Raw genomic sequence first — 24111 nt, forward strand, 5'->3', positions numbered from 1 at the left:
TTGGATTATAATTGATGGGATATCCCGAGCGTCAGCTCGCACGCGCTCAATCGATTGCAGACCTGAGGTTGCTGGCACGGCGCCGATTACCGAAAGCGGTATTCGATTTCATCGATGGTGGTGCCGCGGATGAACGCACGCTTCGTGGCAATGAAAGTGCGTTCGATGATTGGTTCTTGATCCCGCGCGTCGCGGTTGACGTCAGCAACCGCGTCCTGGAGGGCCGCTTTCTCGGCTCACCGTCGACGATGCCGATCATGCTGTCTCCGACCGGGCTTGCGGGATTCTTCTGCCGCAACGGCGAAGTGCTGGCAGCACAGGCTGCCGCGCGCAGCGGTTTGCCGTTTTGCCTCTCCACGAATTCCATCGCCTCAATCGAAGAGGTGGCGCGGTCCGTGCCGGACGGTGATCGCTGGTTTCAGCTTTACTTCCTGCGCGATCGTGAATGGATGGACGGCCTGCTTCGACGCGCATCCGACGCGCGCTACCGCGTGCTGTGCCTGACTGTCGATTTGCCGCTGACGGGCAAGCGTGAACGAGATGTCCGCAACGGCTTCACGCTGCCGCTTCGTCCCACGCTGACCTCTGTATTCGATATGGCTTGTCGGCCGGGATGGCTGTTGGACGCGATGAAGTCGCCGCCGAAATTCGGAAATTTCGAGATGGCGTCGTCGGGCAGCTTTACGAGCGTCGCACAGCATGTCGCCTCGCTGTTCGATCCCAGCGCGAATTGGGATGACGTCGCCCGCATCCGGGAGCGCTGGAAGGGGCCCATGGTGATCAAGGGAATCCTTCATCCTGCGGATGCCGTGAAAGCCGTCGAATTGGGCGCCGAAGCCGTGATGGTTTCCAATCATGGCGGACGGCAGCTCGATCACTCACCGCCCGCCTTGACCGCGCTGTCGGAGATTGCGCAGGCCGTGAGTGGCCGCGCGGAAATCATTCTCGACGGCGGCGTACGACGGGGAACCGATGTTCTTAAAGCGATTGCGCTCGGGGCGACCGCTTGCGCAAGTGGGCGGTCCTTTTTGTGGGGACTTTCTGCAGGCGGAGAAGCCGGCGTGAGGCGCGTCATCGACATATTTCGTCAGGAGATGGACAACGCCATGGCGTTGCTCGGAACGCCGAATATTGCCAGCATCACGGGCGATCATACCCGCCGTTGTTCCAGTTTTTGAAGGAGGTGCACGATGACTCGACGAGTCGCACTGGCCTGCCAATTGCCGTCCGAAGTTTTAGAGAAATTTTCCGAGCAGTTCCATCTGGAGTTGATCGCAGGCTCTGGGCCGGGCCAACGCCCGAGCCGTCATGAGATTTTGGCCGCACTCGACGGATGTGATGCGCTGGTCGTTGCTCCACCCGTGCAAGTGGATCAGCCGCTTCTCGATGGATGTCCTGAATCGGTGCGGGCAATCGGCACTTACTCAGTTGGCCACGATCACATCGATCTCGCCGCATGCCGGGCGAAAGGAATGCCTGTTCTTTATACGCCGGATGTACTCACGGATGCCGTTGCGGAAACCGCGATACTGCTGATGCTCGGTGCCGCGCGGCGCGTCACGGAATCCGAAGCGCTGGTGAGATCAGGGCAATGGACTGGCTGGACCCCGACGCAGCTCGTTGGTCAGGGTCTGACCGGTAAGGCCCTGGGTATCTTTGGCATGGGGCGTATCGGGCGCGGTGTAGCAATGCTGGCCAAGGCGTTCGGCATGAGCATCCACACCTACGATCCGCGAAAGAAAGATAATCCGAACGCCGACGTCGCCGACGTACACGAGGATCTAGATGGGTTTCTCTCCACCCTCGATGTTTTGCTTTTGGCGTCACCGCTTAACGATGAAACGCGCTATTTTCTCGACAAGGACAAGATCGATCGCATGAAGCGCTCGGCCATTGTCGTCAACGTCGGCAGAGGCGATCTGATCAAGGATGACGATCTGATCGATGCCTTGCGCAATCAAAGGCTATTTGCTGCCGGCCTGGATGTCTTCAGCAACGAGCCGAAGCTCGATGTGAGATATCTAAGTCTTCCAAACGTGTTCATGCTGCCGCACATCGGAAGCTCGACCATCGAAACGCGCGTGATGATGGGGCAGGCTTTAATCAGCGGTTTGCAGGATCTGTTTGCCGGACGCGAGCCAGTAAACAGGCTCGCTTAGGCCAAACAATAATATGGCGGTGAAGGCCGCTTGATGGGATTGGAAATGCGACGCCGGTTCGGATGTCGCCATGAGAGGATTGGGACAACAATGAAGAAAAGCATCAGGGCGTCACTGCTGACGCTTGGCCTTTTGATGGGATCGACCGGCATTGCGATGTCAGCGGAGCCGCTCAAGATCGGCGTCATGAACGATCAGAACGGCATCTTTTCCGATCTGGCCGGACCGGGCTCGGTCATCGCGGCGCAGATGGCGGTGGAAGATGCGGGTGGAGAGGTGCTCGGCCGCAAGATCGAGGTTCTCGTGGCGGATCACCAGAATAAGCCAGACGTTGGTGCGACCATCGCGCGCCGCTGGTATGAGGCCGACAATGTCCAGGCCATCTTCGATATTCCCGTATCGTCAGTCGGTCTGGCGGTTCAGAACATCGCGCGTAATCAGAAACGTATCGTCGCATTCTCGGGGTCGACGAGTTCGGAATTGATCGGCAAGGCCTGTTCGCCGACTGGCTTCCAGTGGACATTCAATACGGTATCCGCGGCCAAGGGAACGGCGTCCGCCATTCTTAAAGACGGCGGCGACACGTGGTTCTTCGTCTCCACCGACTATGCGTTCGGCCATGCGCTTGAGCGTGACGCCTCCGCCGTGGTCGAGGAGCATAAGGGCAAGGTGCTGGGGACTGTGCGTCATCCGCTCGGCACGACGGACTTTGCCTCGTATCTCCTCGCTGCGCAGGCCTCAAAGGCCAAAGTCGTTGCGCTGGCGTCATCAGGATCGGACCTGATCAACGTGATCAAGCAGGCGGATGAATTCGGAATCTCGGCCGGTGGCCAAAAGGTCGCAGCTCTTCAGACCTTCATTACGGACACGCACAGTCTCGGTCTGGAGAAAGCGAAGGGGTTGCTCCTGACCTCGGCGTTTTACTGGGATCTGGACGATGCCACGCGCGCATGGTCACGCCGATTCGCCGAACGCAATAAGGGGCGCATGCCGACCATGGTTCAGGCGGGTGTCTATAGCGCGGTCGCGCATTACATCAAATCCGTCGCCAAGGCTGGTACTGATGATGGCGTCACCGTTGCGAAGATGATGCATGAAATTCCGGTCAACGACTTCATGACGCATAATGCACGTGTCCGGAACGATGGCTGGGTGCTTCGTGATCTCTACCTGTTTCAGGTCAAGACGCCTGCGGAGTCCAAGGCGCCTTGGGATTACTATCGCTTGATCCGGTCCATTCCAGCCGCCGATGCGGCGCCGCCCGAGACCACAGACTGCAAGGCAGCGCAGTAAGAAATCCTTGAAAACTACTTAAGAAAAGCCTGTCATCAGAAAAGATGGCGGGCTTTTTGAGTTCGCGATCAATAGTGAGCGGAATCTGTTCAGTCGCAACTCAAAACCGCTGCTTATTCTTCTTCGAAAATTTACTCTACTTTTCAACCCCGGTTTAGGCCAACGCGCGTAGTCTTGCTCGGCTTTTGGGCGTGGGGTTGTTATGGGACCGTCAACAGGTATCGCGCAGATGTTCGCCGCATTGAATGCGACGAATGAGGCGATTCTTCGAACGACCTCGCAGGATGATCTCTATCAACGGGTCTGTGACGCGGCGGTCCACGAAGGACGATTTGTTCTTGCGGGTGCTCTTTTGGCCCGTGGAGAAAAGCTGGAGCTTGTTGCCGGAACGGGTGGTGACGAGCTGATAGCGCTGCGCGACTGTGTCATCTCGACCAGAGAAGATACGATCGAAGGGCGCGGCCTCGCTGGCACGGCATTCCGCACAGGGCGCTCAAGCGTCACAGATGATTACCAAAACGATCAGCGGCTGAAGCCCTGGCTGGAAAAGGGAAAGTATCTCGACATCAAGTCTGGAGTCGCTGTTCCCATTCTGAAGAATGGGTCGAGCATCGGTGTATTTCTGTTCTACCTCAGCGAAGTGAACACACTCAACCACCAGATCGTTTCGCTGATGGAGCGCATGGTCGAGAACGTATCCTTTGCACTGGGCAACTTTGAACGCGAACGGCAGCGCGAGCGGCTTGCGCTGATGTTCGGTGCGCTGAGCGCAACCAATGAGGCGATCCTGCGTTCGCGGTCTGCGGAGGAGATGTTTCAGCAGGTTTGCACCGCGGTCGCAGGTCCGGGTAAGGCCCTTGGCGTGGGCATCTTCCTCAAACAACCCGCTTCATCGTGGCTCAAGCTGGAGGCGGGCTCGGGCGGTCTCATTAAATATGTTAGCCAGATGCGAGTTTCCTGTGACCCTGATATCCCGGAAGGGCAGGGACTGACTGGAACAGCTTTCCGGACGGGGATACCCTGCGTCAAAGCTGATATTACCGCGGATCAGAGCGTCGATCACTGGAAGTCATTGGCGCTTGCAGCGGGAGTCCATGGCGCCGCAGTATTTCCATTGCGGAATGCGAACAATATCGTTGGCACGATTACCTTGTTCTTCCATCGCGATGCCGGTGCGCTGGACGATGAAATGATCGACCTGCTTCAGCGGATTGCTGCGAACGTTTCCTTCGCGCTTGAGAATTTCGACATTGCGGAGGAAAAGATGCGCGCCGAGCAGCGCATCAAGTATCTTGCATCTTTCGATACGTTGACCGGTCTTCCCAATCGCGTGTCATTCAATGACAGCCTGAAGTCCGCAATTCAGGTGGCGAAAGCCAAAAGCGAAAAGCTAGCGCTCCTGTTCGTCGATCTGGACAGATTCAAGGTGATCAACGACTCCCTTGGGCACGCCGCCGGCGACGCGCTTTTGATCGAGATCGCGGATCGTTTGTCGTCGATTTCTCAGGTGAACAACCGGATTGCACGGCTCGGTGGCGATGAATTTGTTATTACGCTGGAGGGAATTGCCGACAGGGATCATGCCTCGCTTGTCGCCCAATCGGTTCTCGGTTGCTTCCGCCATCCCTTCTATCTGAGTGGGCAGGAATGCCGAGTCACGTCCAGCATCGGTATTGCGCTATATCCTGAAGACGGCAATGACGGGGAAGCGTTGATCCGCAATGCGGACCTCGCAATGTATCGTGCCAAAGAGGCCGGGAAGAATTGCATCCAGTTCTTCGACCAGGCCATGGATGTCCGCTCCATCGAACATCTGGCGCTGGAATCTTGCCTGAGCCACGCGCTGGAGCGTCAGGAGCTCAGCCTGCATTATCAGCCTAAGCGCAATGTGTTCACCCAGAAGATTACAGGCGTGGAAGCGTTGCTGCGCTGGAATCATCCGGCGCGGGGACCGATCTCGCCGGCCGAATTTATTCCGCTTGCGGAAGAGACCGGCCTGATCGTTCCGATCGGCATCTGGGTACTGAGAAAGGCATGTTCGCAGAGTGTCGCATGGCAACGTGAAGGACTTCCTCCGATTCCGGTTGCCGTCAACCTATCCCCGCGCCAGTTCGCGGATGAAAATCTGCTGAAGGACATTGACGATGCACTAGCTGACAGTGGCCTGGCATCCGAACATCTGCAAATCGAAATCACCGAAAGCATGGTGATGCATAACGTCGTCAAGGCGAGTGCAACACTGACGGAAATCCGCAAGCGCGGCATCACCATCGCTATCGACGATTTCGGTACCGGCTATTCGTCGATGTCTTTGATGAAGAAGTTCCCTATCGATACAATCAAGATCGATCGCTCCTTCGTCCGCGATATCCCGCATGACGAGGAAGACAAGGCGATCACCAAAGCCATCATCGGGATGGGGAAGGCGTTGGGCCTAAAGCTTGTGGCCGAAGGTGTTGAGACCGCTGCTCAGGAGAGATTCCTGATGGCTCACGGTTGCGACGAGATCCAGGGCTATCTGTTGAGCAAGCCGGTGCCGCCGGAAGCATTGGTGGAATTGTTTGCGGATTGGACGGCGGATGCGCCGTCGCTGGAGCCGGATCTCGAGCCTTCCAAAAAGCCGCTCTTCCTCAGGGCTTCAGCGCCATGATCGTGGAGCATATCGCTCCCGCTATGATCGGGTCACTTTTATCGACGCGTTGAACATGGATTCCATCTCCTTGCGTAGCTTATAGGCATGGGTGGACGTATCCATGGCGATATCCGCCCAGCTCAGGCTTTGGCCTTTCTTTACCGGTTTTGTGACCTTCACGTCATGGGCGAGACCGAGCGGCAGGCCGCCTAGCTCGACGGATGTCGCGGCCGGCAACAGCTTCCCCCAGACGGTATAGCCGCCTTCGCCATCGAGAACATCGCCGGGAGCAAGGTCGCGCTTGGCGGTCGCGACCACGTCGGCGTTCCATTGTTTCGCCACGCCCGTGGCTTCGCCGCGGAGCGCTACACTCGCCACCGACATGCCGACCTCCAGGCCGATCAGATGCCAGCGCTTGTACAGAGTGAAATAGCGGCCGGATGAATCCGTGTGGGCGTTGTATTCCTCGAAGCAATTTTTGATGTAGTCGGTCTCAGCTTCGACGGTCACCCACACGCCCATGCGGATGTCGTAAGGGATCACGCGACCGTCGGCTTCGAGGGAGGAGATCACCTCAACGAGACCCTTGCGTTCGAGCTTACCGCCTTCACTGATGGGGCGGGTGACGGACGGAATATCCGCAATGCTGGCGGGCGGATACAGCAGGCCGTTGGATGGCACACCAAGCCCGGTGGCGTTGGCGACAGCGGTGCATTCGATCGACGGCTTTGAGCCATCGAGAAAGCTGTTGAACATTTTTGGATTCAGCCCGCCGCGCTGCGCCTGCTCGGGTGTGAGGCCATAGTTCTCCCAGACCGTTTCCGGCGTGGAATCGCAGAAATGCGGAAGCCATTTATGTCCGCGTCCGGCGGCGACCACGGGAAAGCCGCAGGTGCGAGCCCAATCGACCAGACCGCAGATCAGCGCCGGCTGGTCGCCGAAGGCCTGGGAGTAGATCACGCCGGCCTCGCTGGCTTTGCGTGCGAGCAGCGGGCCGCAAAATGCATCGGCTTCCACAGTCACGTTCACGACGTGCTTGCCGTTAGCAAAAGCCTTCAGGCAGTGATCGACAGCCGCGATCGGATGGCCGGTGCACTCAACGATCACGTCGATGGCCGGATGCTGCACGAGGGCCTGCCAATCATCTCCGATGTGCGTGGTGCGGGTTTTGATGGCGTCATCAATCGAGATTGCAGCGAATTGCGGTGCTGTCCAGCCCACGCGTGCGAGGTTCGCGCGCGCTCCGTCCGGTGACAGATCGGCGATGCCGGCAAGATGAACACCCGGCGTTCGCGGGATTTGCGCCAGATACATCGAGCCGAATTTGCCCGCACCGATGAGGCCGACAGTAATCGGTTTGCCCTGGCTCTCGCGTTGTTGGAGCTTCGCGTAAAGGCTCATCGGGCTTCCCTTCCTGTTATCTGCTCGCCAGCTTCAGCGGCTTCCTCGGCACAGTAGTCTTATGCATTGGGAATCCAATCGTTAGATTCCGAGATAAGCGCTGCGGACCCGGTCATTGGTTTTCAGGTCCGCGCTGTCGGCACTCAGCACGACGCGCCCGGACTCGAGCACATAGCCGCGGGTTGCGACCGAGAGAGCGAGCGCGGTATTTTGCTCGACCAGCAGGATCGCGGTCCCGGCCTTGTTGATCGATGCGAAGGTCTCGTGAAGCTCATCGACGATCTTGGGCGCCAATCCGTGGCTCGGCTCATCGAGCAGCAACAGCTTCGGGGACATCATCAGGGCGCGCGATAGCACCAGCATTTGCTGTTCGCCGCCGGACAGCGTTCCGGCGAACTGTGACAAGCGCTCCCGAAGCCTTGGAAACATTATCAGCATCTGCTCGCGGCGCTGCCCGAGATCTTGCGCCTGTCGTGTCGAGAACCCGCCGAGCATGAGATTCTCCTCGACCGTCATGCCCGGAAACACGTGACGGCCTTCCGGTACATGGGCGACGCCGAGGCCTGGGATCTCGTGCGCGCTCATTTGCCGCAAGTTGTGGCCATCGAAAACGATGTCGCCGCTGGAATTTGGAACAAGCCCTGAAATGGACCGGAGCAGCGTGCTCTTTCCGGCAGTGTTCGCACCGATGACGCAGACGAATTCGCCTGGATTGATGTCGATATTGATGTCGTGAAGCACGTTGCCGGCGTCATATCCGGCGGAGAAGTTCTTGATCTGGAGCAAAGGTGTCATGGCGCCGCGCCCTCGGCGAAGGATTTTCCGAGATAGGCAGCGACCACTTCCGGATGCCGGGCGACCTCGGCGGGAGCGCCTTCCGCGATGATCTTCCCGAAATTCAGAACGATGATGCGGTCACACAGCGACATGATGGCGCGCATGTGATGCTCGATGATGACGACCGTCAGGCCTTCGCTCCGCAGGGTGCGTACGAGGTTCATGAAGTCGTCCATCTCGGCGTGGTTTAGCGCGGCCATAGCTTCGTCGAGCAGCAGGGCTTTCGGCTCGGTGCATAGCGCGCGGGCAACTTCGACGCGAGCCCGCTCCGGGAAAGACAGATCCCTGGCGATCTTATCTGCGATGGACAGCATGCCGACGCGTTCGAGGCAGGTCTTGGCGAGATCGCGCGCATGCGGAATGTCATGCCGCATCAATCCGCCGATCAGCACATTGTCGAGCACCGTCTCCTCAAGAAACAGGGCGACGTTCTGAAATGTCTTCACCATTCCAGCCGCGGCGATGCGATGCGGCTTGAGGCCGACGATATCCTTGCCATCGAAGATAATCCGGCCGGATGTGGGCTTGTGCAGCCCCACCAGATGGCTGAACAGCGTGGTTTTGCCGGCGCCGTTCGGGCCGATCACGCCGACGATCTCGCTCTGATTAATAGACAAGCTAACATCCGACAGCGCGCGGAGGCCGCCGAAGTTCTTGGTGAGGTCCTTGGTCTGCAGGAGAGGGGCCGTCATGCCGCTTTCCTCCGCGACAGCTTCGTCATGATCGTCTTGCCGAGAGCGATTAGGCCGCGCGGCTCGAGCAGGATCACTGCGATGAGAAGCAGGCCGTACACGACCTGCGAGACACCGGCAGCTTTATTGGACAGCAATGAATTAGTCAGTTCTTCAAAGGGAATAATGAAGAACGCGCCGATGATCGGTCCCGCGACCGTACCGACGCCACCTATGATGGCGATGAGGGCCGCGCGGACCGAGATGGACGCGAGGCCAAAGGCGGTATCCGGATCGAAGAAGAACTGGAACTGGGCGTAAAGCGTGCCGAGGCTTGCGGTGAGTGCGCCGGATACAACGGCCGCGATGACCTTTGTTCCAGAGGTGTCGATACCGATCGTCTCGGCGGCATCGACATTTTCGCGAATGGCGCGAAGCCGATAGCCGATCTTGCTGGATCGAATCGCCATGAACGTCAGTGTCACCACCACAAGCGCGCCCAGCATGATCCAGAAATAGGGACGCGGGGTCTTGAACTGAAGCATCAGGAGCGAGTCCGGCCTGAACGGCACTGAGAGGCCGACCGGGCCGCCGGTGACGCTGCTCCACGAGTTGGCGATGACACGCATGACCTCGGCGAAGGCGAGGGTCGCCAGTGCGAAATAATGTCCGCGCAGCCGCATGGTCGGCAGTGCGATCAGCAGCGCCATGATGCCTCCGATGATCGCGGCAGCGATCATGCCAAGCCATGGCGAGATGCCGAAGTTGATCAACAGGAGTGTCGATGTATAGGCGCCGGTCCCGAAGAATGCAGCATGGCCGAGGGAAACCTGTCGCGCGAGGCCGCCGACGATGTTCCAAGCTTGCGCCAGCGCTGCAAATAGCAACGTGATGCACAGCACCCGGACGATGTAGCCCTTTGGCGTAAGTAAGAATGGCACACAGGTCGCGGCAGCAACGATGGCGGCTCCGATGAGAAAGCGCTTCACCGCACGTCTCCCAGCAATCCCTGGGGCCGGACAATAAGCACCGCGATAAACACGACGAAAAGAACGAGGTTTTGCAGCTGGATCGGAAAGGCAAGCGCGGACAGGGACTGGATCACGCCGACAGCGAGGCCACCGACCACGGCACCGGCAACCGAGCCTAACCCACCAAGTACGACCACGGTGAACATGAGAATGACGAACTGCCCGCCGACGGTAGGAGATGCGGTGAGATAGGGCAGGATCACAGCTCCGCCGAACGCGGTCAGGCCAACGCCGAGGCCGAACGCCAGCATGTGCATCCGGTCGGCGTTAATGCCCATCAGCGTCGATGCCATGGGATCCTGAGCGGTGGCGCGCATCGCCCGGCCGAACCAGCTCACGCGAAGAAACAGCCACAACGCCGTTCCGCAGACCGCCGACATCAGGAATGCAAAGAGATACGGCACGTTGATGAAAATCGGACCAAGGCTCAGCGACGACGTCTGATACGGCGTGGTCACGGAGCGATAGTTCGACCCGAACATCCACAACGCTGCATTCTCCAGCACGATGAGAAGCCCAACCGTGAGAAAGATTTGGGAAATTTCCGGGGCCTTCAGGAGGCGGCGGAACAGCAGGCGTTGAAGAACGCAGCCGAGGCTAAACACAATGACGAACGACAGTGGTGCGGCCAGCAGCGGATCGAGGCCAAGCCATGCCCACGCGTAGTAGGCAATGAACATCCCGAGCATCAAGAACTCTGCATGTGCAAAGTTCACGATGCCCATGATGCCGAACACGAGGGTGAGACCGATGGAGATCATGGCGTAGACGCCGCCAATCATGATCCCATCGATCAAGGCTTGAATAAAAGCCATCAGAGCGCGCTTCTAATCAGAGCTTCCAGACGGGTTTCGACTTGGCGAACGAATCCGGCCAGACCGTTACGAGGTCCTTACCGTGCCACTGCACCATCACCGGTACAGACAGGACGTTGAGGCCCGTTTTGTCGAACTCGACGGCGCTTCCGGTCATGGCTTTGGTCCAGCCGCCGGTGAACTTGGTGCCATGCAGGACCTTGCGCAGCGCGTCGAGATCGGTCGACTTGGTCATCTCAAGCGCCTGGGCGAGCACATCCACAGCTGCTGCGAACTCCACGGCTTCATGAACCATGAAATAGCCGAAACGTTTGCGGAAGCGCTCGGTTAAGTCAGGCGCGAGATCGTAGGTCGCAGGCGAAATCGACATCACGTTTTCCGCGAACGGGCCAAGGCCCTTCTCAAAATCCGGGATGATGTAGCCCGCGGCGCCGCCGATGGTCGGAATCTCGAGTTTCTGCTGGCGCATGCCACGGACGATCTGAAGACTGTCGTTCAGATACGAGACCGGAAACACGGCTTGTGCGTTCGACGCCCGCAGCTTGTTGATCAACGGCGTCACGTCGGTGATGCCGAGTGGATAGCCTTCGTCCATGACGATTTCAATGCCAGCCGCCTTTGCCCCGGCGCGGAGACCACCTGCCTGCGACGTGCCGTAGGCAGTGTCTTCAAACATGATCGCGATGCGCTCGAGCTTCTGACCGTTCGCTTTGGCGATCTCAATACATCCGTCGAGCTGCGCTTTGCCGAGCACCGAGCCCTTGGCGACGACCTGGAAGATGTTCTCGAAGCCGCGGCCGGTGAGCTGGTCGGAGAAGGATTGTGTAAACAGCGGAATGCCTGCGCGTTCCGTGACTTCCGATACGGCAAGGGTGAGGGCGGATGCAAAGCAGCCGAAGGCCGCAACGATTTCGTTCTGCGAGACGAGGCGCTGGGCAACGCTAGCTGCAGTGGTCGGTGTGGAGGTGGCGTCTGCGACAATCAGATTGAACTTCGCGCCGCCGAGAGCCTTGATGCCGCCGGCCGCATTGATCTCATCGACAACGAGTTCGATGGCATTGCGCGAATTGATGCCGAACTGCGCATTCGCGCCGGAGAGCGGCAATATGGCGCCGATATTGATGGCTTTTCCCTGCGCATGACCGACGCCGGAAAACCCTGACGCCACGGCCAATCCTGCGGCGGAAGCCAGCAGGCTGCGGCGTGTCAGAGCTGTCTCGCTGCCAAATGCGGAATGCGCGTTCTTTTTCGAACCCATTTGAATCCTCCCCTTTGATGTTTTGTTTTTTGTGAGCTTTCACTGAACAGCTTCCGCAGTCAAGCAGATTGACAGATTGTCCGACAAAGACGAAGTTATCGGCATGAGCGAGATGGACCTCAATGTCAGCAGGGAAGCGGTCACGCTGCGCATGCGCGTGGAAGACAAGCTTCGCAGCGCTATTGCCAGCGGCATTTTCAAGCCGGGACAGCGTCTGATCGAGCGTGAATTATGTGAGTTGACCGGTGTTGGGCGCACGTCGATCCGCGAAGCGGTGCGACAACTTGAGGCAGAAGGACTGATCACATCGGTGCCGCATCGCGGTCCGGTGGTGGCGCGAATCTCCGTCGACGAAGCAAAACAACTTTATGCCGTGCGTGCGTTGCTCGAAGGGGCGGCCGGCCGCGCATTTGCGGAAAGGCGCCCGGCGGACATGCTGGCGCAGATGTTTGAGGCGGTGAGCGCACTTGAAGGCGCAGCCAAGGCCGGTGACCGCGATGCTCTTATCAAGGCAAAGACACGTTTTTACGATGCGCTGATGCGGGGATGCGGCAACATCTACATCCAGCAGATGCTGACCAATCTGCATAACCGCGTCACCATGCTGCGTGCGACGTCGATGACGCACCCGGGTCGGTTGCCGAAGAGTCTCAAGGAAATACGCAACATCGCGGAGCTGATCCGCGCGGGTGATGCACTGGGCGCGGAACGCGCGTGCATCGAACATATTCACGCCGCGGCCGCGATCGCGCTCGCGGTGCTCTCGGATACCGAACAAGAATCAAAAACGGAGACTGCGCATGTCCGCAAAACGACCCCGCTCGGAAAAATTTGAAAAAGGCTTGAAGACCCGCACGGCGGTGCTCGGCTCGGACTATGTGGAGAAATCGCTGGCGAGCGCCGATGATTTCAGTTGGTCAATGCAGCAGCTCTCCACGGAATATTGCTGGGATGAGATCTGGAATCGTCCGGGCCTTGATCGCCGCAGCCGCAGCATTCTCAATCTGGGAATGATCGCTGCGCTTAACCGGCCACATGAACTGAAGCTGCATATTCGCGGTGCGATTCAAAACGGTCTCACCAAGGATGAGTTGAAAGAGATCTTCCTTCAGATTGCATGCTACTGCGGCATTCCCGCTGGTATCGACAGTTTCCGGCTGGCGCGCGAAGCTTTCAAGGAGATGGGCATTGACTAAGATCGTCACCCCTCCCGACGTTGTTGTTTTCCTTGGCCTTGGCCAAATGGGCTTGCCCATGGCGAAGCGTTGCCTTGCGGCCGGCTTTGAGGTGCGGGGCGCGGATCCGTCCGCATCGGCGCGCGAAGCTTTTGCCGCAGCTGGCGGAAAGGTGTTTGAGACAGGGCGCGAGGCTGCGAAAGGCGCCCCGCTTCTGATCACCATGCTGCCCGACAGCAAGGTGGTGCGCGAAGCGGTGCTTGGTCCTCAGGGCGTCGCGGACGTGCTGGCAAAGGATGCGCTCATTATCGACATGAGTTCGTCGGTGCCGGTCGAAACCCAGGCGTTGGGTAAGGAATTGGCCGAGCGCGGCATCGGATTGATCGATGCGCCGGTATCCGGTGGCGTTCGTCGAGCCGTTGACGGCACGCTGTCCATTATGGCCGGTGGTGACGCTCAGCTGGTCGAGCGCGCACAGCAAGTGTTGCAGGCGATGGCAAAGTCGGTCTTCGCAACGGGTCCGCTTGGCTCGGGTCACGCGATGAAGGCGCTCAACAACTATGTCTCCGCAGCCGGGCTCGTCGCTGCGTGCGAAGCATTGCTCGTGGGACGGCGATTTGGCCTGCAGCCTGATACGATCATTGATGTTCTCAATGCATCGACCGGCAAGAACAATTCGACCGACGTCAAGATGAAGCAGTTCGTAATTTCGGAAAGCTTTGCGTCCGGGTTCTCGTTGGCCTTGATGGCCAAAGATCTTCGTATTGCTGCTGATCTGTCGAAATTCGTCGGGCTGGATGCGTCGAATGCCGAGACTGTCGCCACAATCTGGGAGCAGGCGAGGGGCGAGCTGGACAAGAACGCGGATCACACCGCGATCTACCGCTACATCGCGTCGGCGGTTGAAGATTAAGGACGGCTGAGTGGCGGACACCGTTGAACATCTGCGGGCGAGATTGACATCTATTCTGGACGATGCGGAATATCAGCGTCTCGGCCCGAGCTTGTCGTTCAACCTTGCTCTTCGGGTGGATGACGCAGACGTCCGGCTGGCGTTCGAGAACGGCCGCTTCGCATTCGTGGATCAGATCAGGCATGCGCAGATCAGCATGAAGGCTGCGGCGGAAGCCTGGGACAGGGTTCTTCAGACTCCGTCACCGCCGACATTCCACTCGTTCACAGCTCTGGATTTCGTGAATCCGGAGTTCAGCATCGAGGCCGAGCCTCTGCTTCTCGCACAGGCGCGTCCAGTGCTGGAAAGGCTTGTCGAGCGCCTCGTTGCAGTACAGCCCACAATGAGCGCATCGCCTCCGAGACGCTTGTCGCAAATTGAAGGGCGATGGCATGAGGTTACGATCCGCGGCGTCCTACACGAGGTTTATGCGGAGACCGCAGGCGAGGGCACGCCGATCCTGTTCCTGCACACGGCTGGAGCGGACTCTCGACAGTTCCTCGCTCAGTTGAGCGATACTGAGTTGGCGCAGCGCTTTCAGATGATCGCACCGGACCTGCCATTTCACGGGCGGTCGATGCCGCCGCGGACATGGAACGGCGGCGACTACAAGCTCGATCTCGCCACCTATCGCGACTGGTGTGTGGCCATCCTCGAACAAATTGTTGGCCGTCGCGCAATCGTTGTCGGTGGTTCCATGGGCGCTGCGATGACCTTGGTCCTTGCAGCAGAGAGGCCGGATCTGTTGCTGGGCGTCGTTGCTGTCGAGCCTCCGCTCTTGTCGAAGGGACGGCGCAATCCCTTTCAGCATCATGTCGCGGTCCACGGAGCGCTACATAATGCAAGCTATGTGCGAGGCCTGATGAGCCCGCTCAGTCCGGAAAGCGATCGCCGCCGCACAGCCTGGATCTACAGCCAGGGAGCGCCCGGCATCTATGGCGGCGATCTTGCATTCTATTCCGACGAATTCGACGGCGGGCTCGTTGCAGGCAGGATCGACGGCAGACGAATGCCGGTTGCGCTGCTTTCCGGTGGTTATGATTATTCGGCAACGCCGGACGACGGCCGCAGGCTCGCAAAGTTCATTCCGGGATCATTCTTCAAGGAGATGCCCGGTCTTGGTCATTTTCCGATGTGCGAGAACCCGGATCTCTTCAGGCCCTATCTGCGGGAAGCGCTCGATCACGTAATGGCCGGAAAGTAGTCGCGGTCTCGTCGTCAGGACAGGTTTCCCTTGATCTTCTTGCAGGGCGTCGACGCGGTCGACGACATCTGAATGATGCGGGAGACCGTTGGTGTGGTGGCCAAATCCCTGCGCGTGAGAAAACGCAGCGTTCCAGCTGGATAAACGTCGCAGAATGCGGACAGCGTCGCCGCGGTTGCCGCGATGCTGTCTTGCTTGGGAATGACCGCGATGCCGCCATCCCTGAGAATATAGGCGTCCTTGACGTTCGAGATCGATGTGGTGGCGATACACATTTTGAACAGGCTTTGGTAACCTTCCGGTGGCAGTAGCAGATCCCCGCCGAGACTGCCGAGCAGATAATCGCGGCTCTTGCTGCAGCTTTCCGCGTGGGCCGTCGAAGCGCCAAGCGAAACCAGAATGACCGTAGCGGCGAGGTATTTCACTCAGTGGCCCATCGATGCAGTTGGTGGCGCAAACTTGGCGTTCAATGATCCGATTGCAGCAGCTCCGTGATCTTCCGACCGTGTGAGACCATAAGTCTCTGCTGCACAACGTTCCCATGACAATGCACGGGCATGTGACGATGCCCCCGCAGCGAGGATCGAGCGGGTGTCACTGTCGTCCACCATCTCCATGATTGCCTCAGTGACCGCTTCAACATTCGGTTCGACAAGCAACCCTGTCTCATCAGAGAGGACGGCGTCGGGAACGCCTCCAATCGCAGTGGCGATGCTGGGCAGACCGCCAGCGCCGGCTTCGAGATACACCAGGCCAAACCCTTCGACGCGACCTGAGGGATCAGGCACGCCGGTCAGACAGAAGAAATCGCTCGCGCCGTAGATGTCACGGATCTGCTCATTGGTCAGCGAGCCGAGCAGATGGATCTCGCAATCAGATTTCTCCACCATCTCGCGCACTTCGGCGACATAGTCGGATTCGCCGTTGGGGCCGATCACCAGCCAAGTGATGCGTTGACGCAATTCCCGCGGCAAGCGCTCCAGCGCCGCCAGCGTCAAATGATGCCCCTTGCGACGGGTCAAGCGGGAAACAGTGACCATGACGATCTTGTCCTGGTCGATGCCGAAAGCTTTGCGCACGTCTTTTCGTCTTCCGCGTGTGCCGAACCAGAAATCCGAGACGCCGAGCGGAATCGCGCTGACGCGCTCTTCATCGATGGCAAATCGCTCGCGGAAGAGCTCACGGGTAAACCTGCTGTTGGCAGCCACTTCGGTTCTTGGACCGAACACGCCCGTTGCGCGAATGGCGGCACGCTTAAGTGGCGTCTGAGTTTCGTTGATTTCGGTGCCGTGAACCGTCATCAGCAACCGAGCATGGGTCCGATGCCGCGCGAGCGCGAGTGGAATGAAGAACGGCCAGTCCGCTGCATGAATGACGTCGAAATCTTCAATCCGGACTTTGCTCTGGGCCAGCAAGATTTTTGCGGGAAGATTCTTCATCGAATGCAGACCGCCGCGAAAACGAACGAGTCGGAAGGGGAGGGCCTGATCTTCCGCAGCTGAATCTTTCGCGTAGTCCGGAGCGATGACTGTGACCCGTGCACCAAGATGGGAGGCGGCAACCGCGATCTCTCGCGCATAAGTTCCGATGCCGCCGGTTGCAGGCGCGAACTCGCTCGTCAACATGAGGATATTCATGGATGACCTCAGTGGATTGGCGGGCTGACCATGCCTCGCATGTTCTGGATTTCCTGGTGATAACGGAATACGCGCGCAAGCTGCGTTCCAGGCGTGAACGTCCTGATGTTGCTTGCGATACGGGACGGCTCCATCTCACCGGTCGCTATGGCGTTGCGCGCATCGATGAAACGATGGGCAAGGCGTTCGACCATGTCCATCCGCGAGTCACTGCGTTGCACCAGAAAACCGCTCTCACCATCGCGAACAGCTGATTCAAGTTGCGGCAGATGCATCGCGACCACGGGACGTCCGACGGCCAACGTTTCGAGTACGAACCGCGGCATACCCTCGAATTCGGAGGTGAGAATGCCGGCGTGCACCGAGGCAATGGTCGCTGCCATACCTGCAGCGTCTTTGAACCCGTGGCGAACGGTAACGTCTTCGATCTTGGCGAATTCCTCAAACCGGTGCGGATCGCTCGTCCCGATATAGTGGAACTCGACACCGCCCGGCATCAGTTGCTTAAGACGACTGATGGTTTCGAACATCAGCGGCGGATCTTTGAACTCGTCCAGCCGGCCTGCAAACACAATCCGAAACGGTCCTGCATCGAGCGCGAGCGGCTGCGGTTTGAAGATGTCCGTGTTGACCCACGTCCACAGCGTGTCGATCTTTTCTTTCTGCCGCGGATAGGTCTTCTGAAGACGTTCGGTGATGAACGGATTGACGCAAAGGAACTTTGCACTCGCGGCCACCGCGAAACGTTCGCCGGCATTGTGAACAAAGGAGTACTTGCGGAGAAGAGAATCCATCTGAAGCTTTGGCGCGCCTTCGCCATGAAGCATCTGGATAAACGGCAGGCGCAGAACGACCGGCAGCCACGAAAACTCCACGCGACGGAGGTCAATGGAGCACCGGCGCTCGCGGATGTGCTTAGAGATTGTGCCAAAATGCCGAAGTAGTGCGATAAAGAACTGCCCGGTGAGGGACGAACGGATCGTGCGCGCGGCTTCGCGCGCCTGTTGGTCGGTGTAGTGAAGAATGGGCAGGAAATCGAAGGTGCGGCCTCGGAATGTGAGTTGGTGAATCTCACCGAGGGTGAGGTCGCCAACAGAATCCACACCTATAAAGAGCAGATCCGTGTCAGTCGGATGGAACGTGATGAAATCACGAATATAGGTTTCCAACCCTCCGACCTTTTGGCCGCGTGGGTCGAATGGATGAATCAAGCAGATCTGATACCTCTGCCGGGCATGCGCTTCATTCCGGGCGCGCTGTGCGAGCGTCAATGTTGAAGTCATGCCGCTTTCCTCATCCGTGCACTTACAATTTGGGGAATGTTGCGGAACACCAGGCTCGGAATCACCGCCATGCATCGTGCGTAGCGCGGCCCCATCCGGCGCGGGTTGCTCACCATGCGCCATGCCCACTCAAGGCCGACCTTCTGTGTGAAAGAAGGAGCGCGAGATTGGGTATTCGCAATGAAATCGAGACCTGCTCCGATGCAGAGCAGGCCGGTCCCCGACAGTTCATCGAGGCAGCGAGCCGAAAATATCTCCTGGCGAGGAGCTCCGAGGGCGACAAAGCAAAGTTTGGCGCCTGAGGCTCGTATTCTTGCGATCGCTTCGTCGGCCTCCTCCGAATACGGATCGAAGTTCGGGCCGGGAGCATATGAGCCGACAACCTCAAGGCCCTTGTATCTCTTCGATAGACGCCTTGCTGCGCGATGAAGCGAGAGATCGCTGGAGCCAAGAAAAAAGACGGGAACTTTTCGCTGTCCCGCTTGCTGGCAAATGGGCGCCACAAGGTCTGCACCGGTTGTTCTGCTGATCCTGGTGCCGGCGAGCCGACCAAGGATCACAATTGGAAAGCCATCGGCGGTCACGAAGCGCGCACGGCGATACGCCGCGCGAAAATCAGGCTGGCGTTGAAGCTGCACAACGTGGTCGAGGTTCAGCGTGCAGACGGAGAAATTCTCTCCTCGTTCAGCGGCCGACACGATTGAAGACACTGCTTCTGGCATCGAGAAGACGTTGATGGAAATTCCATCAACCACGAGATCATCTGTAGGTAGTGTTTGCGGATCCAGCACGTCCATCCCCGTGGCGATTTGGTCGGGTAACACTTGCATAAGATTCCATCGCGTCGCGATGAAATCACATCGAACAATTTCGTGTTCGACGAGAAGCGTCACGAAAACGCACTATTGCGTCGCAACGATGGCGTCGTGCTTGCACAATGATGAAATAAGAAAAGTTGTTCACCCCTCTTGATGGAGATCTGCCATGCATGTGATGCGGACGCGACGACAAGTCATGTCAATGATCGCGGGAGCAACCATCGCAACTCGAAGCAAAATCGTCCGCGCGGCCGCAACTGACAATCTTGGCGCGATTGCCGCATCAAACGGATTTGTCTTTGGTGCTGCTGCAGGTCCCGTGATTGACAAGGATCTCGCGTATCGCGAGCTCTATCAGAAGCATACGCGGATCATCACGACCGACGTCGCCATGAAAATGGGCACGATTGCGCCTATGGATGGGCCGAAGCGTTTCGAAAGCGCGGATCGTTTGTTGCAATTTTGTGCAAGCAATAAGATCCCAATGCGCGGGCACTGCCTCATTTGGAATGAGTGGGTGCCTGCATGGATCAAGAACAAGAGTAGTTCCGAGCGACAGGCATTCTTTGACGGCTACATCGAAGATGTTGTGAGCCGTTACGTCGGGAAACTCCATTCATGGGATGTCGTCAACGAGCCATTCTGGCCGGGACATAAGGCTCCGGGGGGCTATCGCGTGGGGCCCTGGTACGACACATTCGGAACCGACTATATCAAGCGCGCTTTTCAACGCGCAGGAACGGTCGACAAGACAACGAAATTTGTTCTCAACGAAGCGCAGACGGAACGTGACGATGATGTCGGTCGCGCGGTTCGCGAAGGTCTGTTACGTCTCGTCGATGAGTTGAAGCAAGCAGGAGTTCGGCTCGACGCTGTCGGTCTGCAAGGTCACCTTCAGCCACGATATCCCCATGATCCAGCGCGATTTGCTGATTTCGTCCACGCGCTCGCCGAGCGAAAAGTCGACATCTACATCACGGAATTTGACGTTCGGGACGATACCTTCCCGGATGATGTCAAAACCCGCGACGACATGATTGCAGACACGGGAGAGAAATTCCTGACCAATGTCCTGCGCATTCCGGCGGTGAAGATGGTGATCGCGTGGGAGCTCTCCGACAATTATTCCTTCTATACCGACGCCGCTAAGAAGAAAAATCCTCTCGCGGAGCGGCTGCCCCGGCCGTTGCCGTTCGATCAGGATATGAAGCGAAAGCCGCTCTGGTTTGCTATGGCGCGTGCCTTCGAGAATGCGAAGAAAGCGTGACGTCTAGAGATATCCGGTTCTGATTAAATCAGAACCGGAGCTCTCGAAATTGCTCTAGCCAGTTTGTTGCGGACGGGCGCTGAGCAGCTTGAAGATCGACGGTGCATAAAGAATGGCCAAAGTGACCATATAGACACAGGCGCCACCCGCGATGTGGGTGGCAAGCGCGACAAAATTGGCGGCTTCCGGCAGCGTCTGGAGCAACGTGCCCATCGCAACCGTTGCAACGGCGATGCGCACGAGGTGAGTGAGCGGCAACGTCAATCCAAACTTGGTGAAGCCGATCGCGAAGCTCGCAATGGCAGCGCACGCCGCTGCGGCAACTGTTGCAATCGCGCCACCGACAATGCCGGAATACCAAATCGCGGCGAAACTGAGTGCGATGGTGACGGCTGCATCGATGCTTGCGACCACGATCATGAGCCGGGTTCGGCTATGGAGCAGAAACACCTGATCGCCGAAATGCGCGCGCAGATTGCGAATCGCACCCGCAAGGACCGACAGCGGGAGGACGGCAAGCGTGACTTGCTGGAACGGGGCCGCAATGAGCAGGTGAACGATCTCCGCCCGCAGCATGAAGATGCCGACGATGCTTGGTGCAAGAATGGCGATCAGAAGTGCGCTGTTTTCGGAAAGCTGCCGCATCGCGGCTTTGCTGCCGCTTTCTTCCATCTGCTTGACGGCGATGGGAAATGCGGCGGCTGTCACCAGCATCGCGGCCACAGCCGCGGCGCGCTGGCCGAGGCCATATCCGACGGCGAACAGACCAGCCGCGGCGACACCAAGCATGTCGTTGACGATGAAACGCGACGCATTAAGGCCGACCCAGCCAAGCGCCCCCCCGACAATGAGCGGAATGCCGTAGTGCAGCGCGTGCCTGACGATTTCACGGTCGACCGGCCACAGGCTGTGGCCATAACGGATTCTTGGAAGAACGATCAGCGTCGCAACGAGCTGTGCGACAGCATAACCGGCAAGCGGCCATTCGGGATCTTGCCCCAGGAGCTTGATCATCAACAGACCGATGAGAAAGCCGATAGCCGGTCCGATGACCTGCTGAATGGAGTAAACCGCGATCTGCTGCTGCACGCGGGCGCGCTCGCCGATATAGAGATTGAGAGAGCGGGTGATGACATAGGCGACCGTCGCAATAAGAAGCCCGGTGAGAGCATCCGGCGCGATAACCCAAAACAGTATTGCGATAACGGCCGCGCTCTGAATCACGACCGAAGCCAGCAGGATTGCATTTTCAGTCCGGTAGAAACGCTTTGCTTCCTCGCCATTCTGGAACCGGCCGAAAAAGCGCAAGGCATATTGCGACCACCAGGCGAGAAAGCCGATCTGCAGAAGTTCGTGGGTTGCCGTGACCAGGGTGATAATGCCTAGCGTGTGCTCGTTCACCACGTGGGTCCACACCACCATAGCGATGAGCTGAAACAGCGGGCCTATGAGCTGCGCCGGCATATAAAGAAGCGTGTGTCGCAGCAGCATGGTCAGGCTCCCAACCAACGGGATACGCGCGCAGATGCAACACGGCGGATGATCAACAAGGCCAAGACACTGATCACGGTAGTTGTCGCATAGATGATTGCATAGTCGATGACAGCACCGGATTCACGCAGGGAAAAATGGTCTCTCAGGATCATGATCACGAAGATGTGCCAGAGGTAGATGAAGTAACTGCCCGATCCGATCGTCGCCAGGAACTGGCTTCGCGGATGAAGGCCGAGCAGCAGGATGGCAAGAAGCGCGGCATAAGCAAAGAACGCCACCGAATCGTAGTCAGCGGCATCGCCGATGCCAGAAACTCTGACGGCCGCATAGATGATGTATGCGCAGAACGCGGCGACCGCGACGAGAAGCCGGCTGTCCCTTAACGCGAGTCCTGCGCTCGAGATTCCCACAAGCGCACCCAATGCAACGAAGGAAAACCAGAACGGAATATCGCGCAGACGGACTTCCTGTACGAATGATTCTGAGAATCCTTTGTGAAGGAGCAGGGGATCGATATAGCTGCCGGCGACAATTCCGATCAAAATCGCCAGTGACAGCAGAATAGCCAGGCGCGGCTGAGATTGATCAGAACCGGAATCGGAAATACGGAAGACAAGCCAGAGGCAAACCGTGCAGCCGATGTAGACGAAGACATAATAATAGACAAACACATAAGCGAGAACGAAGCGGGCAATGGTTGTCGTGATCCGATGATCCATCGCCGGATTGTGCCAGGCCATATAGATGTAAGCGGCAACGAACGCGATCGCGTACGGGATCAAGGCCGTATTGACCCGCCTCGACAGCACGACGCGCCCTGATAAGGCGGTCAGATAGCCCGACGCGAAGAGAAATATCGGGACACAGGGTCGCAAAGCCGCGTCAACAATTTTTCCCCAGAAAGGGTCTAGCGGCTGCGGCATCGAGTGGATCCCAATCACCATAAGGATCGCGATACCGCGCATGGTGTCGATACCAAGATCGCGGCCAGCGACCCGGGTTTGCGCGTGAGAGTTCTGGATCCAGTCCGCCGAGATTTGAGTCTGCGTGACCGCTGTCATCTCAATCTCTCTTGTTGGAGAGCCGTTGGAGCAGGAATCGCAGGCGTGGCGTTACGGTCGAATACGCCGTTGAGGTATCGGCGCAGCGGCGTCTCAAAAAAATGATAGGACAAGATGCTGGCAACGGCGAGTACCAACACGGCAGCCGGCAGCAGCGCCAGTTTTCCGCCCGGGATTGCGTGCTCCGCGAAGCGTGCGCCAAACGTCAGCACGATGGTCGCGATCGGGATGTGCAGCATGTAGCAGGAATAGGTATAGGCGGCGCCGCGATCGAGATGAAGGCGCGTGAGAAGGCTCGACCGGTGTGCGCTGTCATATTGGACAGCGAAAACGGCTATGGCGTACACCGCAATCAAGCCTGCCATTTCGGGTAGCAGCCAGCCGAACAGAATGAATCCCACAAGTGCGATAACCAGCACACCGGGCACAGCCGGCCAGCGCGCAATCTCGTGGCGATAGAGATAACAAGCGATCCCGAGACTAAATCCCGGGAAGGCTCGGAAGACGCCGCCTTTGTTGATCCATTCCGCCCATGGTCCGGTTCCCGTGGCGGATGCATAGATGGTGTTGGCAAGCATCAGCAGGATGACCAGCGTGGTGACCATTCGTCGTCGCGGTGCGAGCAATAGCGCAACGATCGGAAAGGCCAAATAGCAGAACATTTCTGCCGACAGGGACCAGCTGGGGAAGTTAAATGTCAGCCGCTCTCCATCGAGCGCGTGCAACAGCAGGAGTTGGGCTGGGATGTCGTGCAGGGGATAGCGCGCTGGATTGTCAGTCTTGGCCAATCCAAGATATAGCGCGATAGCGATCACCACATAAAACGCGAGCGTCGCCAGATGCAGCGGATAGATCCGTGCGAGTCTGCGCCAGAGGAAGCGCATCACCGCGCCTGGCGTATCCACCTTCCCAAGATATTGGCTGGCGATCACAAAGCCTGACACCACGAAAAACAGGTCGACAAACAGATTGAGATGCTGGGTGTGGGCAACCATGAAACGGCCGGCGGGATGGTCTTTCACATAGTCGCAATAATGCAGGACGACGACGGCGCAGGCGGCAATGATCCGCAGGCTGTCGAGATTATCCATCGTGTCCTTGTTGGTCTGCAAGAAACGTATCC

22 protein-coding genes are annotated in these 24111 nt (G+C 58.2%); 9 read left to right on the forward strand and 13 right to left on the reverse strand.

Features of this window, described 5'->3' with window-relative positions:
• The first annotated feature begins 14 nt into the window (after nt 1–14).
• The 4 genes from ACZ5C3_RS06835 to ACZ5C3_RS06850 all read left to right on the forward strand — a co-directional run bounded on the left by ACZ5C3_RS06835 (nt 15) and on the right by ACZ5C3_RS06850 (nt 6102).
• A complete protein-coding gene (locus tag ACZ5C3_RS06835; RefSeq protein ID WP_464036310.1) occupies nt 15–1178 on the forward strand; it encodes an alpha-hydroxy acid oxidase in 1164 nt (387 codons plus the stop codon).
• Nucleotides 1179–1190: 12 nt separating this feature from the next.
• Nucleotides 1191–2159, forward strand: a complete 969-nt coding sequence (locus tag ACZ5C3_RS06840; RefSeq protein WP_464036312.1) for a 2-hydroxyacid dehydrogenase — start codon at nt 1191–1193, stop codon at nt 2157–2159.
• A gap of 90 nt (nt 2160–2249) precedes the next feature.
• A complete protein-coding gene (locus tag ACZ5C3_RS06845) occupies nt 2250–3452 on the forward strand; it encodes an ABC transporter substrate-binding protein (protein WP_464044611.1) in 1203 nt (400 codons plus the stop codon).
• A gap of 202 nt (nt 3453–3654) precedes the next feature.
• The gene (locus tag ACZ5C3_RS06850) at nt 3655–6102 is read left to right on the forward strand and encodes a bifunctional diguanylate cyclase/phosphodiesterase (RefSeq protein WP_464036316.1); all 2448 of its coding nucleotides are present in this window, start codon (nt 3655–3657) and stop codon (nt 6100–6102) included.
• A gap of 21 nt (nt 6103–6123) precedes the next feature.
• Here ACZ5C3_RS06850 and ACZ5C3_RS06855 read toward each other — a convergent pair whose 3' ends face one another.
• From ACZ5C3_RS06855 to ACZ5C3_RS06880, 6 genes are all read right to left on the reverse strand, one after another.
• Nucleotides 6124–7485, reverse strand: a complete 1362-nt coding sequence (locus tag ACZ5C3_RS06855; RefSeq protein ID WP_464036318.1) for an NAD(P)H-dependent oxidoreductase — start codon at nt 7483–7485, stop codon at nt 6124–6126.
• An 81-nt stretch (nt 7486–7566) separates the two neighbouring features.
• A complete protein-coding gene (locus ACZ5C3_RS06860) occupies nt 7567–8280 on the reverse strand; it encodes an ABC transporter ATP-binding protein (RefSeq protein WP_464036320.1) in 714 nt (237 codons plus the stop codon).
• The gene (locus tag ACZ5C3_RS06865; RefSeq protein ID WP_464036321.1) at nt 8277–9014 is read right to left on the reverse strand and encodes an ABC transporter ATP-binding protein; all 738 of its coding nucleotides are present in this window, start codon (nt 9012–9014) and stop codon (nt 8277–8279) included. Before ACZ5C3_RS06865 ends, ACZ5C3_RS06860 begins: the two co-directional genes overlap by 4 nt.
• The gene (locus ACZ5C3_RS06870; RefSeq protein WP_464036323.1) at nt 9011–9982 is read right to left on the reverse strand and encodes a branched-chain amino acid ABC transporter permease; all 972 of its coding nucleotides are present in this window, start codon (nt 9980–9982) and stop codon (nt 9011–9013) included. The genes ACZ5C3_RS06865 and ACZ5C3_RS06870 overlap by 4 nt, the downstream gene beginning before the upstream one ends.
• Nucleotides 9979–10839, reverse strand: a complete 861-nt coding sequence (locus ACZ5C3_RS06875) for a branched-chain amino acid ABC transporter permease (protein ID WP_464036325.1) — start codon at nt 10837–10839, stop codon at nt 9979–9981. Before ACZ5C3_RS06875 ends, ACZ5C3_RS06870 begins: the two co-directional genes overlap by 4 nt.
• 16 nt (nt 10840–10855) lie before the next feature.
• The gene (locus tag ACZ5C3_RS06880) at nt 10856–12097 is read right to left on the reverse strand and encodes an ABC transporter substrate-binding protein (RefSeq protein WP_464036326.1); all 1242 of its coding nucleotides are present in this window, start codon (nt 12095–12097) and stop codon (nt 10856–10858) included.
• 103 nt (nt 12098–12200) lie between these two features.
• Between ACZ5C3_RS06880 and ACZ5C3_RS06885 the strand changes: the two genes are divergently transcribed.
• Genes ACZ5C3_RS06885 through ACZ5C3_RS06900 form a run of 4 tightly spaced genes read left to right on the forward strand, consistent with a single transcriptional unit; the run spans nt 12201 to nt 15428 of the window.
• Nucleotides 12201–12932 carry a GntR family transcriptional regulator gene (locus ACZ5C3_RS06885; protein ID WP_464038277.1) on the forward strand — a complete coding sequence of 244 codons (732 nt, stop codon included), beginning with the start codon at nt 12201–12203 and terminating at the stop codon, nt 12930–12932.
• Entirely contained in the window at nt 12898–13293 is a 396-nt protein-coding gene (locus ACZ5C3_RS06890; protein ID WP_464036327.1) for a carboxymuconolactone decarboxylase family protein, read from the forward strand. The genes ACZ5C3_RS06885 and ACZ5C3_RS06890 overlap by 35 nt, the downstream gene beginning before the upstream one ends.
• Nucleotide 13294: 1 nt before the next feature.
• On the forward strand, nt 13295–14185 hold the full coding sequence (locus tag ACZ5C3_RS06895; protein ID WP_464038278.1) for an NAD(P)-dependent oxidoreductase: 891 nt from the start codon (nt 13295–13297) through the stop codon (nt 14183–14185).
• 10 nt (nt 14186–14195) lie between these two features.
• A complete protein-coding gene (locus tag ACZ5C3_RS06900) occupies nt 14196–15428 on the forward strand; it encodes an alpha/beta fold hydrolase (protein ID WP_464036329.1) in 1233 nt (410 codons plus the stop codon).
• A gap of 14 nt (nt 15429–15442) precedes the next feature.
• On the opposite strand, the gene ACZ5C3_RS06905 is transcribed toward ACZ5C3_RS06900, so the two are convergent.
• The 4 genes from ACZ5C3_RS06905 to ACZ5C3_RS06920 are packed head-to-tail and all read right to left on the reverse strand — an operon-like array spanning nt 15443 to nt 19178.
• Entirely contained in the window at nt 15443–15853 is a 411-nt protein-coding gene (locus tag ACZ5C3_RS06905; RefSeq protein ID WP_464036331.1) for a hypothetical protein, read from the reverse strand.
• Nucleotides 15854–17065, reverse strand: coding sequence for a glycosyltransferase family 4 protein (locus ACZ5C3_RS06910; RefSeq protein WP_464036332.1), 1212 nt, complete (start codon nt 17063–17065; stop codon nt 15854–15856).
• An 8-nt stretch (nt 17066–17073) separates the two neighbouring features.
• On the reverse strand, nt 17074–18348 hold the full coding sequence (locus ACZ5C3_RS06915) for a glycosyltransferase (protein ID WP_464036334.1): 1275 nt from the start codon (nt 18346–18348) through the stop codon (nt 17074–17076).
• Nucleotides 18345–19178 carry a WecB/TagA/CpsF family glycosyltransferase gene (locus ACZ5C3_RS06920; RefSeq protein WP_464036336.1) on the reverse strand — a complete coding sequence of 278 codons (834 nt, stop codon included), beginning with the start codon at nt 19176–19178 and terminating at the stop codon, nt 18345–18347. Before ACZ5C3_RS06920 ends, ACZ5C3_RS06915 begins: the two co-directional genes overlap by 4 nt.
• 184 nt (nt 19179–19362) lie before the next feature.
• Between ACZ5C3_RS06920 and ACZ5C3_RS06925 the strand changes: the two genes are divergently transcribed.
• Nucleotides 19363–20433, forward strand: coding sequence for an endo-1,4-beta-xylanase (locus tag ACZ5C3_RS06925; RefSeq protein WP_464036337.1), 1071 nt, complete (start codon nt 19363–19365; stop codon nt 20431–20433).
• 54 nt (nt 20434–20487) lie between these two features.
• Here the strand turns inward: ACZ5C3_RS06925 and ACZ5C3_RS06930 are convergent, their stop codons facing one another.
• From ACZ5C3_RS06930 to ACZ5C3_RS06940, 3 genes are read right to left on the reverse strand one after another with little or no spacing between them, the layout of a single operon-like run.
• Nucleotides 20488–21924: a lipopolysaccharide biosynthesis protein gene (locus tag ACZ5C3_RS06930; protein WP_464044612.1), complete on the reverse strand. Its 1437-nt coding sequence runs from the start codon at nt 21922–21924 to the stop codon at nt 20488–20490.
• A 2-nt stretch (nt 21925–21926) separates the two neighbouring features.
• Nucleotides 21927–22988, reverse strand: coding sequence for an acyltransferase family protein (locus ACZ5C3_RS06935; RefSeq protein WP_464036342.1), 1062 nt, complete (start codon nt 22986–22988; stop codon nt 21927–21929).
• Nucleotides 22985–24100 (reverse strand): acyltransferase family protein, encoded by a 1116-nt coding sequence (locus ACZ5C3_RS06940; protein WP_464036344.1) that lies wholly within the window; start codon nt 24098–24100, stop codon nt 22985–22987. Before ACZ5C3_RS06940 ends, ACZ5C3_RS06935 begins: the two co-directional genes overlap by 4 nt.
• Nucleotides 24101–24111 lie beyond the last annotated feature (11 nt).

It is taken from the genome of Afipia dichlorophenoxyacetatis (assembly GCF_055386385.1).

Coding starts and splice junctions, on each gene's coding strand:
- ACZ5C3_RS06935 (WP_464036342.1), bottom strand. CDS start 22,988: ATGACAGCGGTCACGCAGACTCAAATCTCGGCGGACTGGATCCAGAAC.
- ACZ5C3_RS06880 (WP_464036326.1), bottom strand. CDS start 12,097: ATGGGTTCGAAAAAGAACGCGCATTCCGCATTTGGCAGCGAGACAGCT.
- ACZ5C3_RS06865 (WP_464036321.1), bottom strand. CDS start 9,014: ATGACGGCCCCTCTCCTGCAGACCAAGGACCTCACCAAGAACTTCGGC.
- ACZ5C3_RS06845 (WP_464044611.1), top strand. CDS start 2,250: ATGAAGAAAAGCATCAGGGCGTCACTGCTGACGCTTGGCCTTTTGATG.
- ACZ5C3_RS06850 (WP_464036316.1), top strand. CDS start 3,655: ATGGGACCGTCAACAGGTATCGCGCAGATGTTCGCCGCATTGAATGCG.
- ACZ5C3_RS06890 (WP_464036327.1), top strand. CDS start 12,898: ATGTCCGCAAAACGACCCCGCTCGGAAAAATTTGAAAAAGGCTTGAAG.
- ACZ5C3_RS06840 (WP_464036312.1), top strand. CDS start 1,191: ATGACTCGACGAGTCGCACTGGCCTGCCAATTGCCGTCCGAAGTTTTA.
- ACZ5C3_RS06915 (WP_464036334.1), bottom strand. CDS start 18,348: ATGACTTCAACATTGACGCTCGCACAGCGCGCCCGGAATGAAGCGCAT.
- ACZ5C3_RS06925 (WP_464036337.1), top strand. CDS start 19,363: ATGTCAATGATCGCGGGAGCAACCATCGCAACTCGAAGCAAAATCGTC.
- ACZ5C3_RS06875 (WP_464036325.1), bottom strand. CDS start 10,839: ATGGCTTTTATTCAAGCCTTGATCGATGGGATCATGATTGGCGGCGTC.
- ACZ5C3_RS06855 (WP_464036318.1), bottom strand. CDS start 7,485: ATGAGCCTTTACGCGAAGCTCCAACAACGCGAGAGCCAGGGCAAACCG.
- ACZ5C3_RS06835 (WP_464036310.1), top strand. CDS start 15: ATGGGATATCCCGAGCGTCAGCTCGCACGCGCTCAATCGATTGCAGAC.
- ACZ5C3_RS06860 (WP_464036320.1), bottom strand. CDS start 8,280: ATGACACCTTTGCTCCAGATCAAGAACTTCTCCGCCGGATATGACGCC.
- ACZ5C3_RS06885 (WP_464038277.1), top strand. CDS start 12,201: ATGAGCGAGATGGACCTCAATGTCAGCAGGGAAGCGGTCACGCTGCGC.
- ACZ5C3_RS06930 (WP_464044612.1), bottom strand. CDS start 21,924: ATGCTGCTGCGACACACGCTTCTTTATATGCCGGCGCAGCTCATAGGC.
- ACZ5C3_RS06910 (WP_464036332.1), bottom strand. CDS start 17,065: ATGAATATCCTCATGTTGACGAGCGAGTTCGCGCCTGCAACCGGCGGC.
- ACZ5C3_RS06920 (WP_464036336.1), bottom strand. CDS start 19,178: ATGCAAGTGTTACCCGACCAAATCGCCACGGGGATGGACGTGCTGGAT.